Origin of the sequence: Rothia mucilaginosa (assembly GCF_964211445.1) — a bacterium.
In the GTDB taxonomy this organism is placed as follows: Bacteria; Actinomycetota; Actinomycetes; order Actinomycetales; family Micrococcaceae; genus Rothia; species Rothia mucilaginosa_E.
Genome location: NZ_CAXOQT010000025.1, coordinates 20,500 through 36,445, shown reverse-complemented (window position 1 = coordinate 36,445; position 15,946 = coordinate 20,500). Strand labels below are relative to the sequence as shown.

Sequence of the window (15,946 nt, the reverse complement as noted above, 5' to 3'; positions counted from 1 at the left end):
TCATCACAAGAAAAGGCAGATGCTAGAGAATCATCTCGTAGAAGTAGGCATCGGCAAGGTACAGGGTCTCTGAGTACTCAACGGGGCTACCCTCTTCGGTGTAGCCAGTGGCGCAGACCTTGAACGCAGCCTCGCCCACGGGAACCTGCTGGTTGAACGCTTCGGCGTCGGCGTCGGTGAAGAGCGCCGCGCTGGTGCGTACGCGAGCGTGCTTAATGGCGCTGGGAGTGTTAGCGAGCTGATCGAGGGAGCTCGAAGTGCCGGACATTTCCGCCATCATGGCGTCCAGAATGCTGCTTGCGGCTGCCTTCACAAAGTAGGAACGCTCAAAACCGATGACTTCATGGTCGGCGAGGCGCAGACGGCGCACGAACAGTACCTTCTCGCCCACCGGCACGGACAGGTGGGTGGAGATTTCTTCGGTGGCGTCCATCCAGCGGGTCGCAATCATGCGAGTGGAGCCCTCAAAGCCGCGGCGGCGCATGTCGTCAACGAAGGTGTCCACGCGCGGAATGTAGGTGGCGTCGCTACGCTCGGCAACGTAGGTGCCGGAGCCCTGCACGTTGTAGAGCAGGCCGCGTTCAATCAGAACCTTCAGGGCGCTACGAACCGTCTGGCGGCTCACCCCAAAGTTCTGCTGAATCATGCGCTCGGTGGGCAGCTTATCACCGGGCTTGCCGGGAATAATGTAGCGCTGCTCAATGTAGTGGATAACCTGCTCATACTTCGGGCCGGGAATCGGGGGTAGCTCGTAGCGGCTCTCAGCGTTGTGAGCGGTACTTTCGGGTGCGGTGGTGCCCGCAGAATGTGAGGGGGCACCGTGGTCGGTGGTCTGTGAGGAGTGTGAATTCATCACCCAATAGTTTACCGTTCAGCCAGAGAAAAAACGCGCACGAGTGAAAATTTCTCTTCCTTCAAACTGGCATAATTAAGACTATGCATTTTTCTACTACTCCTGCACCGCGCCCGAGCGGTCTGCTTCGCGTGGCAAGCGTGAATGTAAACGGTATCCGAGCCGCCTACAAGAAGGATATGGCGGCGTGGTTGGCGAACCGTGACATCGACATTCTCTGCCTGCAGGAGGTGCGCGCCCCCGACGCTATCGTGCGTGAGCTGCTGGACGAATCCCAGTGGCATATTCTGCACGCGGAGGCCGCCGCTAAGGGCCGTGCCGGCGTGCTGGTGGCGACCCGCCGCACCCCGAACTCAGCCGGTGAGGTTCTGGAGAACCAGCCGGTCGCAACCCGCTCGAACATCGGCGAAGAGTACTTTGACGACTCGGGCCGCTGGGTTGAGGCGGACTACGTTCTGCCCAACGGTAAGACCCTGACCGTGGTTAGCGCCTACGTTCACTCCGGTGAGGTCGGCACCCAGAAGCAGGACGATAAGTACCGCTTCCTGGAGCGCATGCTGGTACGCATGCCTGAGCTGGCTAAGCACTCGGACCACGTGCTCATTGTGGGTGACCTGAACGTGGGCCACACCGAGCTGGACATTAAGAACTGGAAGGCGAACCAGAAGCGTGCTGGCTTCCTGCCGGAGGAACGCGCCTACTTTGACCGCTTCTTCGGCGATATCGGCTACCGCGATGTGGCTCGTGAGCTGGCGGGTCAGGTGCCCGGCCCCTACACCTGGTGGTCCTACCGCGGTAAGGCGTTCGATAACGACGCCGGCTGGCGCATCGACTACCACATGGCGACCCCGGCGCTCGCCGAAAGCGCCGTGGAGGCGGTCGTGGACCGCGCGGCAAGCTACGATGAGCGTTTCAGCGATCACGCGCCGCTCGTGGTTGACTACCGCATCGGCGAGTAAGACGCGGACCCACCTACAGATAAGTTTTTGAAGATGTGCTGCACCGTCCGCAGCACCGCACAGGAAGAACTGCACAGGAAATAACTATGGCAGACGAAAAGAAGCAGGATAAGTCCCTCATCCCTAACGCCTCCCAGCAGAAGGCACGTATCTACTCGGGTGCACAGCCGTCGGCTGATTCGATGCATCTGGGTAACTACATTGGTGCCGTGAACAACTGGGTGGCTCTGCAGGAGGACCCGAATAACGAATGCCTGTTCTTCATTCCGGATATGCACGCTATCACCGTTCCGCAGAACCCTGAGGAACTGCGTGAGCGCACCCGCCTGACCGCGGCGCAGTACATCGCCTCCGGCATCGACCCGACCCGCACCCCGCTGTTTGTGCAGTCGCACGTTCCCGAGCACGCGCAGCTGGCGTGGGTTCTGAACTGCTTTACCGGCTTTGGCGAGGCGTCCCGCATGACCCAGTTCAAGGACAAGTCCCAGAAGCAGGGCGCTGAGAACGCCTCCGTGGGTCTGTTCACCTACCCGATTCTGATGGCTGCTGACATCCTGCTCTACCAGGTGGACGGCGTGCCCGTGGGTGAGGATCAGCGTCAGCACCTGGAGCTGACCCGTAACCTGGCTCAGCGCTTCAACTCCCGTTTCGGCGAGACCTTCGTGGTGCCCGATCCGGTGATTCTGAAGGAAACCGCTAAGATTTACGACCTGCAGGACCCGACCTCGAAGATGTCTAAGTCTGCGGCATCCGATAAGGGCCTGATTAAGCTTCTGGACACCCCCAAGGTCACCCAGAAGAAGATTAAGTCCGCTGTGACCGATGACGGCTCCGTCATCGCCTACGACCGCGAGGCTAAGCCCGGCGTCTCCAACCTGCTCTCCATCTACTCGGCAATGACCGGCGAGAGCATCGACGAGATCGTGGCACGCTACGAGGGCAAGATGTACGGTCACCTGAAGGTCGACCTTGCCGATATCGTGGTGGAGCGCCTCACCCCGGTGCGTGAGCGTACCCTCGAGCTGATGGACGACCCCGCCGAGCTGGACCGCCTGCTGGCTGTGGGCGCATCCGCTGCCCGCGAGATCGCTACCGTCACCATTGAGAACGTGTACAAGAAGGTTGGCTTCCTGCCTGCCGCAGCAATCTAGCGTGCTGTTCAGCCTGCCCGGCTGAGACGCCGCATTACCTGCACGACTGAGATGACAGCACAAGAGAACTCTTCGAGCCCCACGAAGGCTCCTGTATCCCCGACCCTGAAACCCGGTCACCGCTACCTGAGCGTTATTGCGCATGTGAGCGGTGAGAATGCTCAGCGCCTGGAAGAATGGAAGCGCACGGTAGTAGGCGGTGCTGCGGCGCCGATTAGCACCCACGTGACCGTGTACCTGGCGGAACTAAACGAGTCTCTGCTGGAAGCCTTTCAATCCCCGAAGGTTCGTGAGGCTCTGGACGTGCCGCGTTTTGAGGCGCGCTGGGGTACGGTACACTCCTTCCGCCCGGTGACCGAGGTGGAGTACCTGAACCTGGAGGCGGGCAAGACCGAGTTTAAGCAGATTCACCAGAAGCTGGTTGATCTGTTCGGCGCCGGTGCGGCGTCCTTCCCGTACGTGCCGCACGTGACCCTGGGCCACGGGCTGACGGAGGAGCAGGCAGCGAACGCCCGTGAGGTGTTTGATGCCCTACCCGCCGAGCGGCGTACCTTCACCGTGGATCATCTGCATTACTATTCCTACGACGGGCAGAACTGGGAAGAGATTGGGGTTCTGCCGCTGCGTTAGTGGCTGGCGCATAAACCCTGCATACATAAAGAGAGATGCGACCGATAGGTTATCGGTCGCATCTCTCTTTATGCTTTCGCTAGGTTTGCCTCAGCGTGAGAACCCTAGTGGGAGTGGCCCTCGTGAGGCTCGCCAGACTCGCCGGACTAGTGTGCGTCAGCGGAAGCCGAGGAGGAAGCCGAGCCGTGCGAGCCGTGTGCTTCAGCCTCAACCGGTGCAGCGTTCGCGGAGGAAACACCCAGAATCTCGTTCGGGGTCTTCGGAAGCTCCACGCTCATCAGCTCCTTGGGCGCTGCCGGGTTCGACAGGGATACCGCAATGAGCTTCTTGGTCGCCGGGTCGGTCACATAGGCGGTCTTACCGTCCACCCACAGCGCCGGACGCTCATCCTGCCAGGTCTCAGACTCGGTCCACGCCTCCATAAGCTGTACGGAGCCCAGCTCGGCGCCGGTTGCCGGATTGAAGACGCGCAACTTACCGTCGGTGGTCAGCAACAGTGCCTCGCCCTGGGGGCCGCGCGCCAGCGAACGGAAGGTGTAGCTCACGCCGGAAGGCAGGGAGTAGACGGTGCGGGTTGCCGCAACGGTGTCGATGATGGAGAACTTCTCGGGGCGCTCCAGCTTAGCGTCCTTGTCGGTCTTGTAGTCCGCCAGAACGTACTGGGAGTCAGCCTTGCCCGCCTGGTTACCGGAGCGGGAGTAGGGGTCCTCGGGGTTGGTGATCTTGGTGAACTTGCCGTCCTTGTAGACCAGCGCACCGTCGGTGCAACCGATGGTGAACGCGCCGTCCTTAGCGATGGCTTCACCGTGCACGCCGGGGCATGCGGGGCTCTCGAGAACGGTCTTACCCTGAGCATCTACAACAGCGGCACCGGTGCGGGTCTTCGAGTCACCGACCGCTACCAGGTACTGGTCGTTGGGCAGCGGGATTGCGAAGCCGTGGTGCGGCTTGGGCAGGGTGACGGTAGTGGTCTCTAGGGAGGATGCGGTGCGCTTATCGTGGGTCAGCTTCGCCGGGTCGTACACAGCGAAGGAACCGGTGCCGTCAGCGAATGCCGCGACCTTGCCGTTGTCCTTGATGACGTGGCCGGTGTGGTCAGCGGCGAGAGACAGCGAGGACAGGGAGGGCGCGGTGGTGTAGTAGTGCGAGTGGTCGCCGTGCGCTACGGACCATACGCCGGTGTCCAGGAAGGTGTAGCTGTTGCCGTCTGCAACGACGAGGTGGCGGTTATCTCCAGCGTCGGAGAGGCGCAGGAAGCCTTCCTTGGGGATGTCTGCGAGCAGCTTCATGTCCTTGGCGTCGTAGACGAGCACGCCGCCGTCGTAGGTGATGGCGACTCGGCTTGCCGCGCCCTTGCCTTCGGTGATGGGTGCGGGGGTTGCGCTTGCGGAGGTGGAGGCGCTGGGGCTGGTCTGTGCGTTCTGGGTGGCCTGGGAGCTGCATGCGGTCAGGGCGAGGGCGGCTACTGCGCCGAGTGCGCCGGCGCGGGTGAGGAAAAACTTACGGGTCATGTGCATACATCAAGGCTAACATGAGAATGGTTCTCTATACGGGGTGGTTCTTGGCTCGTATCAGAGTCTGGAAGTGCAGTCTGCATCGGGTCGGTAAGGCGTTCTGTGCCCTTCTCATCTGAAGGGGAATCCCTTCCCGACCCCACTGGGTGAAAGCCTTGCAAGCGGTCGCAAAATAGCTCATCAGGGCATAAGAAAAACCGGCTCCCTTCCGAAAAGAAGAGAACCGGTTTTTCAAGAGGTGTCTTTCGCTCGAGTAGGGTTCAAGCGCCTACTCGGGGCTAAAAACTTAGAGGAGGTTGTTCAGGCCTCGCGCCTTGACCTCGCCCACAGCGTCCTTGACGGCCTGTGCCTTGGAGCGCGGAGCGACCAACAGCGCATCGGGGGTATCCACCACAACGATGTCGTCGAGGCCAATGATGGAGATCTTACGGTCGGTGTTTGCAACAACGATGCCGGAGCAACCGTGGTTAATGACGTTGTCCTTCTCGCCGAGGATGGTCAGCTCTTCGCCGCTCTTCTCGGTGTTCAGGCGTGCCACGGCGTCGAAGTCTCCAACGTCGTCCCAGCTGAAGGAGCCGGGAACCATAGCGACGTCGCCTGCTGCCGCTGCGGGCTCAGCCACTGCGTAGTCAATAGCGGTCTTCGGCAGGGTCTCCCACACGCGGTCCATGACGGCCTCGCGCTCGGGGGTGTCCCATGCGTTAGCAATCTCCATGATGCCCGCGTACAGCTCGGGCTCGTTCGCCTCGAGGTGCTTGAGCATCAGGGCTGCCGGTGCCACGAACATGCCTGCGTTCCAGGTGTAATCACCGGAATCCAGGTACTTCTGCGCGGTAGCGGTGTCCGGCTTCTCCACGAAGGTGTCCACCGCGTGTGCGTTGGGCGCATCCTCGATGCCCAGGGGCTCGCTGGCGTGAATGTAGCCAAACGCGCTGGAGGGCTCGGTGGGGGTAATGCCGATGGTGACAATCTTGCCGGTTGCCGCGGTGATGACAGCTTCGGTCACCACGCGGTGGAACTCGTCCACGGGGCTGATGACGTGGTCAGCTGCGAAGGAGCCGATGATGGCGTCCGGTTCGCGGCGGTGGATAATGGCGCAGGCCAGACCGATAGCTGCAGCTGAATCCTTGGGGGAGGGCTCCAGTACCAGGTCAGCGGCATGCAGCTCAGGAATCTGCTGGGTAACCGCATTGGCGTGCGAAGTGCCGGTAACCACCATGACGGAACCGTTGCTGAGGTCGATGAGACGGTCGTAGGTGTCACGTAGCAGAGAATTGCCCGACGAGGTGAGGTCGAGCAGGAATTTCGGGGCGTGCGCGCGGGACAGGGGCCACAAACGCGAGCCAACACCGCCGGCGGGAATGAGCGGGCGGAATCGAGTGAGTGCAGTATTCATCGCTTCAAGAATAGCGGGTGAATTTGTCATATATCGAATTCTTTTAGGTTTTAACAAAAAAGTGTCAGGTGGCTCTCATTTATACGATGTTTGAGGTTAGGTTAAGGTAAGTTCCGCACAAACACAGGGAAGTAGGCGATATGGTAATAAAAACATGTCCTAATTCGCTTTTGGAACCTGTAAAAATTCCCTAAACAGGGTGTCAATAAGCTGTGAATTTACCTGATATCTTGGAAGTAACAGACGAACAAAAGCAGTCGGTGAGCACACAGCTGTGCCCGGAAGCTGAGGGTCACAATGACCCCTCAGAACCCGGAAGCTCACCGTCGCAGCAGGAGGTTATTCAGTGTTGAATGGTTCTAAAGGAACCCTCTACCGCGGCCGCTGGGGCATGTGGTCCTGGGTTGCTCATCGCATTACCGGTATCGCGATTTTCTTCTTCCTTCTTGTACACATCCTGGATACTGCCGTCGTGCGTATCTCCCCGGAGGCCTACAACGGCGTACTGAGCCTGTACAAGAACCCCATCATGGGTCTGGGTGAGACCGCGCTTGTCGCCGCCATCGTCTACCACGCGTTCAACGGTATCCGCATTATCCTCATTGATTTCTGGGGTAAGGCAACCAACTCACACGTGGAGCACATCCAGGCGAAGAACAAGGACGGCAACGTCGAAATCAGCCAGAAGGCAACTTACACGCACATCAAGATTCTCTGGGTGGTGCTTTTCCTCTGGGCAATCACCGTTGCTGGCTTCGCAGCACGTCACCTGCCGATCGTTTTCTCGCACATGGGAGGTCACTAAACTATGGCTACTCCGCTTAAGCCCCGCACCTATGTACCCCGTCTGCGTGACAACCGCATCGACGGTGTGAAGTACAACCGCTCCTCCTCCAAGCGCAACAACTTTGAGATGTTCGCTTGGCTGGGTATGCGCCTGTCCGGCGTCGTACTCGTCGTGCTGATTTTCGGCCACCTGTTCTCCAACCTCATGGTCGGCGACGGCATCCACGCCATCGACTTCGGCTTCGTGGGCGGCAAGTGGGCGAACCCCTTCTGGCAGGTCTGGGACCTGCTGTTGCTCTGGCTGGCTATGCTGCACGGTGCTAACGGCATCCGCGTCATCATCGATGACTACGCAGAGAAGGACCGCCTGCGCGTTTGGCTGAAGGTCATCCTCTTCGCAGCATGCGCATTCGTCCTGCTGGTTGGTACCCTCACCATCTTCGCGTTCGACCCCTGCCCCTCCGGCGCAGCGGCTGAACTGCTCCCCAGCTTCTGCTCGGCACGCTAACGGCGACGTATCCGAGACAAACGAAAACATCTAAAACACAGAAAGAACATCATGCAGGTACATAAGTACGATGTAGTGATCGTCGGTGCCGGCGGCGCAGGTATGCGTGCCGCCATTGAGGCCGGCCAGCGAGTTCGCACCGCGGTACTGACCAAGCTATACCCCACCCGCTCCCACACCGGTGCGGCACAGGGTGGCATGTGCGCCGCTCTGGCTAACGTTGAAGAGGACAACTGGGAGTGGCACACCTTTGACACCGTCAAGGGTGGCGACTACCTGGTTGACCAGGACGCAGCAGAAATCATGGCTAAGGAAGCTATTGACGCTGTGCTCGACCTGGAGAAGATGGGTCTTCCCTTCAACCGAACCCCCGAAGGCCGCATCGACCAGCGCCGCTTCGGCGGTCACACCCGTGACCACGGTAAGGCTGCTGTGCGCCGCGCATGCTACGCAGCTGACCGTACCGGCCACATGATTCTGCAGACCCTCTACCAGAACTGCGTTCGCCACAATGTGGAGTTCTACAACGAGTTCTACGTTCTCGACCTGATCCTGGTCAAGGACGAAGAGGGCAAGCCCCGCCCCGCCGGCGTCGTCTCCTACGACCTGGCAACCGGCGAGGTCCACGTCTTCCAGGCTAAGTCCGTGATCTTCGCATCCGGCGGCTGTGGCAAGATCTTCAAGACCACCTCCAACGCACACACCCTCACCGGTGACGGCATGGCTATCGCACTGCGCGCAGGCCTGCCCCTGGAGGACATGGAATTCGTTCAGTTCCACCCGACCGGCCTGGCTGGCCTGGGCATTCTCGTCACCGAGGGTGCTCGTGGTGAAGGCGGTATTCTCCGTAACGCTGACGGTGAGCGCTTCATGGAGCGCTACGCACCCACCATTAAGGACCTCGCACCCCGCGATATCGTGGCACGTGCAATGGCAAACGAGGTGCGCGAAGGCCGCGGCTGCGGTCCCCACAAGGACTATGTGCTGCTGGACCTGACCCACCTGGAGCCCTCGCACATCGACGAGAAGCTGCCCGATATTACCGAGTTCGCTCGTACCTACCTGGCAGTGGAACCGCACCACCAGCCCATCCCGGTGTTCCCCACCGCGCACTACGCAATGGGCGGTATCCCCACCAACAACGAGACCGAGGTCTACCGCAACAGCGAAGAGACCATCCCCGGTCTCTACGCAGCTGGTGAGGTTGCTTGCGTGTCCGTCCACGGTGCAAACCGTCTGGGCACCAACTCCCTGCTGGACATCAACGTGTTCGGTAAGCGTGCAGGCCGCAAGGCTGCAGAGTACGCAGCATCCGCTGAGTTCGTACCCGTTCCGGACGACGCAGCAGATCGCGTTCTGAACATGCTCAACGGCATCCTCGAAGGCAAGGGCACCGAGAAGGTCGGCGCTATCCGCGCAGACCTGCAGAAGGCTATGGAAGCTGACATGCAGGTGTTCCGTACCGACGAGACCATCCGCGCAGCACTGGCAACCATTGCTGAACTGGAAGAGCGTTACAAGAACATCTCCATCCAGGACAAGGGCAAGCGCTTCAACCTCGACCTGCTCGAGGCTGTCGAGCTCGGCTTCCTGATTGAGCTGGCAAAGGTCATGTCCGTTGGCGCGCTGCACCGTAAGGAATCCCGTGGTGGTCACTACCGCGAGGACTTCCCCAAGCGTGACGACGTCAACTTCATGAAGCACTCGATGGTCTACCTCGACCCCGAATCCGAGTTTGAGGGTGTCAAGGGCCTGCGATTCGAAACCAAGCCCGTTGTCTACACCCGCTACGAGCCGAAGGAGCGTAAGTACTAAAATGGCTGAAAACGAACTCCCCGAACCGGAATCCGTCAAGCTGTTTGAGGGTATGACCGGCGGCGACTCCGATTCCATCCCCACGTACGATGTGGTCATCAAGATTCGCCGCTACAACCCGGAAGTTTCCTCCGAGGCATACTGGGACGAATTCCCGCTGACCATGTACCGCACCGACCGCGTGCTCGATGCTCTGCACAAGATCAAGTGGGAAGTAGACGGCTCCGTCTCCTTCCGCCGCTCCTGTGCACACGGTATTTGTGGCTCGGACGCAATGCGCATCAACGGCCGTAACCGCCTGGCTTGCAAGACCCTGCTGAAGGACCTTGACCTGTCCAAGCCGATTACCGTTGAGCCCATCAAGGGTCTGCCCTGCGAAAAGGACCTCATCGTTGACATGGAGCCCTTCTTCCAGGCATACCGCGAAATCATGCCGTTCTTCATCAACGACTCGAACGAGCCTGAGCGTGAGCGCCTGCAGACCATTGAGGACCGTGCACGTTTCGATGACACCACCAAGTGCATCCTCTGTGCAGCATGTACCTCGTCCTGCCCGGTCTTCTGGACCGACGGTCAGTACTTCGGTCCCTCCGCTATCGTGAACGCACACCGCTTCATCTTCGACTCGCGCGACGATGCAGGCGACCTGCGTCTGGAAATCCTCAACGACAAGGAAGGCGTATGGCGTTGCCGTACCACCTTCAACTGCACCGAGGCTTGCCCCCGTGGCATCCAGATCACCAAGGCTATTGCCGAGGTGAAGCAGGCAATCCTGAGCCGCTCGCTCTAATCTGAGCACGCGGTATCAGCTGATACAGCATTGACGATTCAAGCCGTCACCCACACCGGGTGGCGGCTTGAATTATTTGACAGAAAAGGCCCGGCAGAAAAGGCGGAACAGAGCATCAATCGGGGCTCCCGCGCGCACAAAAACTCTTCACAATCTGTCATAAAGTCATAGATATTCTCGAGGGCTGTCAGAAAGGGGGAGCGGGTAGGTAAACCCCGGTGTGCGGCGTTATTCTACTGTGTATGGTTTTTGCTAATTCTCGCTACGATTTGTCCACCCCCGTCTTCGACGACTGGGTGGAGCGCATGATGGGTACCCTCGTGCAGTTCCGCCGCGAAGTGCACGCCAACCCGGAGCTTTCTTTCCGCGAGGTTGTCACTACCGAGCGCCTCATGAACCGACTGCGAGAAGCCGGCATGAACCCCGTTGCCTGCGAAGGTACCGGCTGCTACGTCGATATCGGAAGCGGCCCCTTCGCCGTGGCATTGCGCGCCGATATTGACGCTCTGCCCATTGTTGAGCAGACCGACCTGCCCTACGCCTCCACCGTGCCCGGCGTGATGCACGCCTGCGGCCACGATATTCACCAGACCGTCATGCTCGGCGTGGCACTGGCACTGCATGAGCTAAACGAGAAGACCCCGCTGGGCCGTAGCGTCCGTATTCTCTTCCAGCCCGCCGAGGAGCAGCTTCCCGGCGGTGCGGTACAGATGATTTCGCAGGGTCTGCTCAAGGACATTCCGCGTGCGTTCGCCCTGCACTGCGACCCGAAGGTGGACCTGGGCCAGATTGGTACCCGTATCGGTGCGATTACTAGCGCCTCCGATACTGTGAAGATTCACCTGAGCGGCCACGGCGGCCACACCTCCCGCCCGCACCTGACCGAAGACCTCATCTACGCGATGAGCCAGATTGCTGTCCAGGTTCCCGCCGTGCTGACCCGCCGCACCGACGTGCGTTCGGGCGTGCTGGTGGCATGGGGCCAGGTCAGTGCCGGTGTTGCCCCCAACGCTATCCCCGCAGAGGGCTACCTGGCGGGCACCATGCGCTGCCTGGACGTTGAGGTTTGGCGCCAGGCGGGCAACCTGCTGGATGAAGTCATCGAGCAGGTCGCTGTGCCCTTCGGCGTGAAGGCGCGAGTGGAGCACATCCGCGGCGTGCCCCCGGTCGTCAACACCGACCTGGAAACCACCATGCTCGAGAACGCAGCCCGCGCCGAGCTGGGCGAGGACTCCATCGTGCTGGTCGAGCAGTCCATGGGTGGCGAAGATTTCGCGTGGATGCTGCAGGAAGTTCCCGGCTCCATGTTCCGCCTGGGTACTCGTGCCCCCGGTGACCCCACCTACGATTTGCACCAGGGCGATTATGCCCCGAGCGAGCAGGCAATCGGCATTGGTGTGCGCGTCATGGCGGCAACCGCCCTGCGCGCCGTCCGTTTTGAGCTGGCGAAGGCAGCGAAGGCTGCGAACCCCATCCGCGATGAGGCACGCTAAAGAGCTTCTCGAAAGCTTATAAACCGGGTTTGAAGATGCGACCATATCGCCTCATCAAACCATGAAAGCTGTATAAGTTTCACCCCGTCACCTCTTACTGAGTGACGGGGTGAAACTCTATGCACGCGATAGAATTAAAAGGATTATGAGGACATTTGCGTTATGTTCCCGACCCCGTGCCCACACACCCTCGGGGGATGAAGGAAATGGCGCATCATCACACGGCGCACGCCGGAGGAGGACACCCAATGAGCTTCTTTGGAATCGGCAAGAAGAAGTTGGATGAACAGTCGCGCGAAGAACAGAGCGCCGAAACTGCTAAGGCCCAGAAGGAACAGGCAAGCGAAGACGCTCCCAAGAGCGCACGACTGAGCGAAAAGATTATGGAACAGCAGCAGTGGGAGGACTCCCTGCGCCGCTTCGTGAAGTCTGAGAGCACCCGTCACCAGAATCAGGATGAAGAGCAGAGCGAAGAGCACCGCGCCGTTGAGGATCTCAAGCGTGCCCTCCTGAACGGTGAGGAACAGGCTGAAGAGTCTTCCGTCGCTGAGGAACTGACTGATGAGCAGGCTGAGGAGCAGGAGCGTCGTAGCCTGCTGGCAGCGCTTGGTGCATTCCCTCAGGAGTCTGAGGAGCCCGTTGAGACCGAGCAGGTTGCTGAGGTTCAGGACGTTGAAGAAGAAGCCGCCCCGGTTGCTGCGGAGCCCAAGCCCGCTACCCCCGCGTTCCTGCGTGATGACGAAGAGGCCGAGGCTGAGAGCGCATCTGTAAAGTCTGAGGAGTCTAAGGATGCCGCTGAGGACGCCCGTTCCCATTTTGAGGAGCACCTGCGTGCTGTGCGCGCTCAGAATTCTGAGGATGAGGCAGAAGAAGAATCTGAGATTGCTTCCGCTGACGCTGAGGACACTCTTACCGTTGATGACATGAAGGCAGCTCGTACCCGCACCGCCGTCACCGAGGCGCAGAACGCTGGTCTGGATGATTTGGCGGCAGCCTACGCGGCACGTCTGGGCATCACCCTCGATAGCGAAGAGGAGACCTTTAGCGAGGTTGCTTCCGACGAGGTTGTTGCTGAAGAAACTGCTGCTGATGAGGTAGCTGCTGAGGAAGCAGAGTCCGCTGAATCTGCTGAGGACGCTGAGGCCTCTGAGGCACCCGCACCTGTTGCTGAGGTTTCTGAAGACTTCGAAGCCGAAGAGACCATTGACCTTACCGCAGGTGTAGAAGAGTCTGCAGAGCCTGTTGCTGCTGGTGAGGAAGAGCCGATTGAGGCGGTCGTTGAGGCACCCGAACTGCTGGCATCTGAACTTACTGAGGAAGAAGACGCGGTCTCCGACGAGACCGAGCTGCTCTCCGCTGTATCCGTTGAGGAGAAGCACGAAGCGTCCGTCTCTGAAACGCTCGAGGCTGAGGACTTCGACGCCGAAGAAGAGAACACCGCAGAGCTGATCTTTGACGCTTCCGCTGTTGAAGAAAGCGCTGTTGAGGAAAGCACCGCGGAAGAAACTGCTACGGAAGAGCCTGCTACCAAGATTGAGGAGTCCGCGGCTGAAGGTTCCGCTTCTGAGGAAGGCGAGCCCGTCGAGAGCGCCTCTGTAGCTCCTGCTCTTGCCGCTGTTGCTGCGCCCGTGGCTGCTGCAGCTGCCATTGCCTCCGCCGCAAAGGCTGATAAGGCTGAGGAGAAGGCAGAAAAGGGTACCTCTCAGGGGGTCGCTCTGACCGCAGAGGCCATCGATAAGAAGGAAGCCGAGAAGCAGGAGGCTTCCGCTCGTGAAGAGTCTGCTGAGGAGCCCGCTGCAGAGTTGAAGGAAGCTGAGCAGAAGCTCAGCGAAGACGAGGCTGAGCTGGTTGCCGAGTCCATCGTCCTGAGCGAGCCCGCAGAGGGCGCAGCGACCCTGCCCGCTCTTACGGAGCAGCGTGCCCTCTACGGCCTGGCGGAGCTCATGCGTACCCGCGGTTCGGGCACCATGAGCCTGGAACTGCGCCAGGTAGATGAGGACATGCACTACCGTCTGCTGCACCGCGGTCGTGAGGTTGAAACCGGCATTGTGGTGCCCGGTGTTGACTGGTTCGCGCCCGTGGCGGCACTGTACACCGAGGCTCAGCAGGCTGGCGCAACCTGGAACCGTGCGGCGGTCTCCCTGAACCCGCGTCTGGGTGACGGCCTGGAGGTTCACGCATCGTACCTGGGTATGGCGGACGGCGAGACCACCCGTGAGAGCTTCCTGCTGGAGGGCGCCGCTGTCGAGGCTAAGGCTGTTGCGACCGCTGAGGCTGCTGAGGCTACCTCGCAGGATGAGACTCAGGAAGCTGCTGTTCAGCGCGTTGACTCGGTTGATGCTGAGCGTGAGGCTATCGAGCGTGAGCTGGAGGCTGAGCTTGCTGAGAAGCAGGCGGCTAACGAGGCTGAGGCCGCTGTTGAAGCTGCTGAAGAGGGTACCTCTTCGGGTCTGCTGCCTGCCGCCGGTCTTGCTGTGGCCGGTACCGTAGCGGCTGGTGCTGCTGTCGCCTCCGCTCAGGAGAAGGAAGACGTAGAGGAATCTGTCGAAGCTTCTGACGAGCCTGTTCAGGCTGAGTTTGCGCCGGTTGAAGCTGAATTCGAGCACGATTACGAGAACGATCCGGTCTTCGGAGCTGCCGCTGTAGAGCCCGAAACCGAGCATGCTGAAGAATCTGCCGCTGAGGCATCCGAGGTATCTGCCGAGGACTCTGTAGAGACCGGCGAAGACATGGAAGCCGCCCTGGCTGCCATCGTTGCCAACGCTCAGAAGAAGCTGGATGCAGAGGAAGAAGCTCCTGCCGCTGAGGAAGCTGCCGCACCCGCTGAGGAAGTTTCGGCTGTTGAGGAGCCGAAGGCAGCCGCCCCCGTGGTCGCTGAGTCCTTCACCCTGGACCGCACCCAGCCCGTTGAAGAAGCAGCAGAGGAGCCGGTCGCAGAGCAGACCGAAGAGCCCGCCCTGCCCGCGTTCTTGGATGACTCTGAGCTGCTGCCCGAGCAGGAGACCTCCGCTGCTTCCGCTGAAGCGCACGCTGAGGCACCTGCCCTGGAAGACGCTGAGCCTATCTCCGAGAGCGCATCTGTGGCTCCCGGCCTGGCGGGTGCTCTTGCCGCAGCTGCCGCTGTGGGCACCGCCGGTGCTGCTGCGAAGGCAACCGAAGCAAAGGCATCCGAGTCGAAGGCTACCGCCGCCCAGGAAGAGCCCGCTGAGAAGGCCGCTGAGAAGGCCGCTGAGCTCAAGACTGTTGAGGTGACTCCTGCGGCTAAGATTGGTGAGGCACCCGCATCGGCTGAGCCCGCATCCGAGGCTACCGCTCAGGCTACCCCGGCTGCACCCGCCGCAACTTCTGCACCCGCCGCTCTGCCGGAGACCGCCCCCGCGGGCCTTTCCTCCAGCATCTCGGCGTCGGCTCTGAGTGAGCTTAACCAGCTGCCCACCATCGTGGCTGAGCCGGACACCCCCTCCGCCGCGGTGCAGAGCCCGCTGGTTCCCTCGGAGACTCAGCTGGCAACCGGCAACCTGGTTCTGACGGAGGCTCAGGTCGCTCAGCGTCTGGCACCGGTCGTCGAGCACCTCTTCGGCGAGAACGGCACCGCAAAGGACGCCACCACCGTGCTGATTCGTGTGCGTGCGCTCGGTTCCTACTACGATGCTCTGACTCACGTGCGCCGCAACGGCTTCTGGGAGCAGGTCCGTACCTTCGAGCTGATCCCCGAGACCCTGCTGGACATTCCGGCGCTGAAGACCGACTCGTACAGCGAGGGCGAGGGCTCGCCGCTGGCTATGAGCCTGACCTTCACTCCGGGCGTGCCGGTTCAGGCGGCATTCGATTATGCGAATGAGCAGGCGTTTGTCACCTACCCGCGTCCGCTGGATGTTGAACGTTATGTTGAGGAGCTGCGTATGTTCCCGCGTCTGGGTTCGAAGATTCCGGCTCATATGACGAGCGCTCTGTCGCACTGGAACCTCTAAACCCTTGTGAGGTGCGCCGCGCCGGCTCCCCGTGTGGGGGTCGGCGCGGCGTGCTATGTTTGTCATTTTTCGATGAGGAA

General features: G+C 60.5%; 12 protein-coding genes. 9 read left to right on the top strand and 3 right to left on the bottom strand.

The window, feature by feature from the left end; translation table 11 throughout:
* Positions 1-22: 22 nt before the first annotated feature.
* The gene (locus AB8E48_RS07060; RefSeq protein ID WP_439958502.1) at positions 23-856 is read right to left on the bottom strand and encodes a GntR family transcriptional regulator; all 834 of its coding nucleotides are present in this window, start codon (positions 854-856) and stop codon (positions 23-25) included.
* Between the two features lie 80 nt (positions 857-936).
* Between AB8E48_RS07060 and AB8E48_RS07055 the strand changes: the two genes are divergently transcribed.
* The 3 genes from AB8E48_RS07055 (at position 937) to AB8E48_RS07045 (ending at position 3,593) form a co-directional block, all read left to right on the top strand.
* Positions 937-1,812, top strand: coding sequence for an exodeoxyribonuclease III (locus AB8E48_RS07055; protein WP_294603979.1), 876 nt, complete (start codon positions 937-939; stop codon positions 1,810-1,812).
* An 86-nt stretch (positions 1,813-1,898) separates the two neighbouring features.
* Entirely contained in the window at positions 1,899-2,963 is a 1,065-nt protein-coding gene (gene trpS / locus AB8E48_RS07050; protein ID WP_294627692.1) for a tryptophan--tRNA ligase, read from the top strand.
* 51 nt (positions 2,964-3,014) lie between these two features.
* Positions 3,015-3,593, top strand: a complete 579-nt coding sequence (locus AB8E48_RS07045) for a 2'-5' RNA ligase family protein (RefSeq protein WP_368886229.1) — start codon at positions 3,015-3,017, stop codon at positions 3,591-3,593.
* 146 nt (positions 3,594-3,739) lie between these two features.
* Here the strand turns inward: AB8E48_RS07045 and AB8E48_RS07040 are convergent, their stop codons facing one another.
* Together AB8E48_RS07040 and AB8E48_RS07035 are read right to left on the bottom strand one after the other, a co-directional pair.
* Positions 3,740-5,104 carry a hypothetical protein gene (locus AB8E48_RS07040; protein WP_368886228.1) on the bottom strand — a complete coding sequence of 455 codons (1,365 nt, stop codon included), beginning with the start codon at positions 5,102-5,104 and terminating at the stop codon, positions 3,740-3,742.
* 289 nt (positions 5,105-5,393) lie between these two features.
* Positions 5,394-6,503: a mannose-1-phosphate guanylyltransferase gene (locus AB8E48_RS07035; protein WP_368886231.1), complete on the bottom strand. Its 1,110-nt coding sequence runs from the start codon at positions 6,501-6,503 to the stop codon at positions 5,394-5,396.
* Between the two features lie 346 nt (positions 6,504-6,849).
* Between AB8E48_RS07035 and sdhC the strand changes: the two genes are divergently transcribed.
* The 6 genes from sdhC (at position 6,850) to AB8E48_RS07005 (ending at position 15,866) form a co-directional block, all read left to right on the top strand.
* Positions 6,850-7,308 (top strand): succinate dehydrogenase, cytochrome b556 subunit, encoded by a 459-nt coding sequence (gene sdhC / locus AB8E48_RS07030; RefSeq protein WP_005506819.1) that lies wholly within the window; start codon positions 6,850-6,852, stop codon positions 7,306-7,308.
* 3 nt (positions 7,309-7,311) lie between these two features.
* The gene (locus AB8E48_RS07025) at positions 7,312-7,797 is read left to right on the top strand and encodes a succinate dehydrogenase hydrophobic membrane anchor subunit (RefSeq protein ID WP_005506820.1); all 486 of its coding nucleotides are present in this window, start codon (positions 7,312-7,314) and stop codon (positions 7,795-7,797) included.
* 51 nt (positions 7,798-7,848) lie between these two features.
* Positions 7,849-9,612, top strand: coding sequence for a succinate dehydrogenase flavoprotein subunit (gene sdhA, locus AB8E48_RS07020; protein WP_049350037.1), 1,764 nt, complete (start codon positions 7,849-7,851; stop codon positions 9,610-9,612).
* 1 nt (position 9,613) lies between these two features.
* Positions 9,614-10,402 carry a succinate dehydrogenase iron-sulfur subunit gene (locus AB8E48_RS07015; RefSeq protein WP_005506828.1) on the top strand — a complete coding sequence of 263 codons (789 nt, stop codon included), beginning with the start codon at positions 9,614-9,616 and terminating at the stop codon, positions 10,400-10,402.
* A gap of 242 nt (positions 10,403-10,644) precedes the next feature.
* The gene (locus AB8E48_RS07010) at positions 10,645-11,895 is read left to right on the top strand and encodes an amidohydrolase (protein ID WP_005508959.1); all 1,251 of its coding nucleotides are present in this window, start codon (positions 10,645-10,647) and stop codon (positions 11,893-11,895) included.
* A 248-nt stretch (positions 11,896-12,143) separates the two neighbouring features.
* Positions 12,144-15,866: an ornithinee aminotransferase gene (locus AB8E48_RS07005; protein ID WP_368886227.1), complete on the top strand. Its 3,723-nt coding sequence runs from the start codon at positions 12,144-12,146 to the stop codon at positions 15,864-15,866.
* Positions 15,867-15,946: the final 80 nt, after the last annotated feature.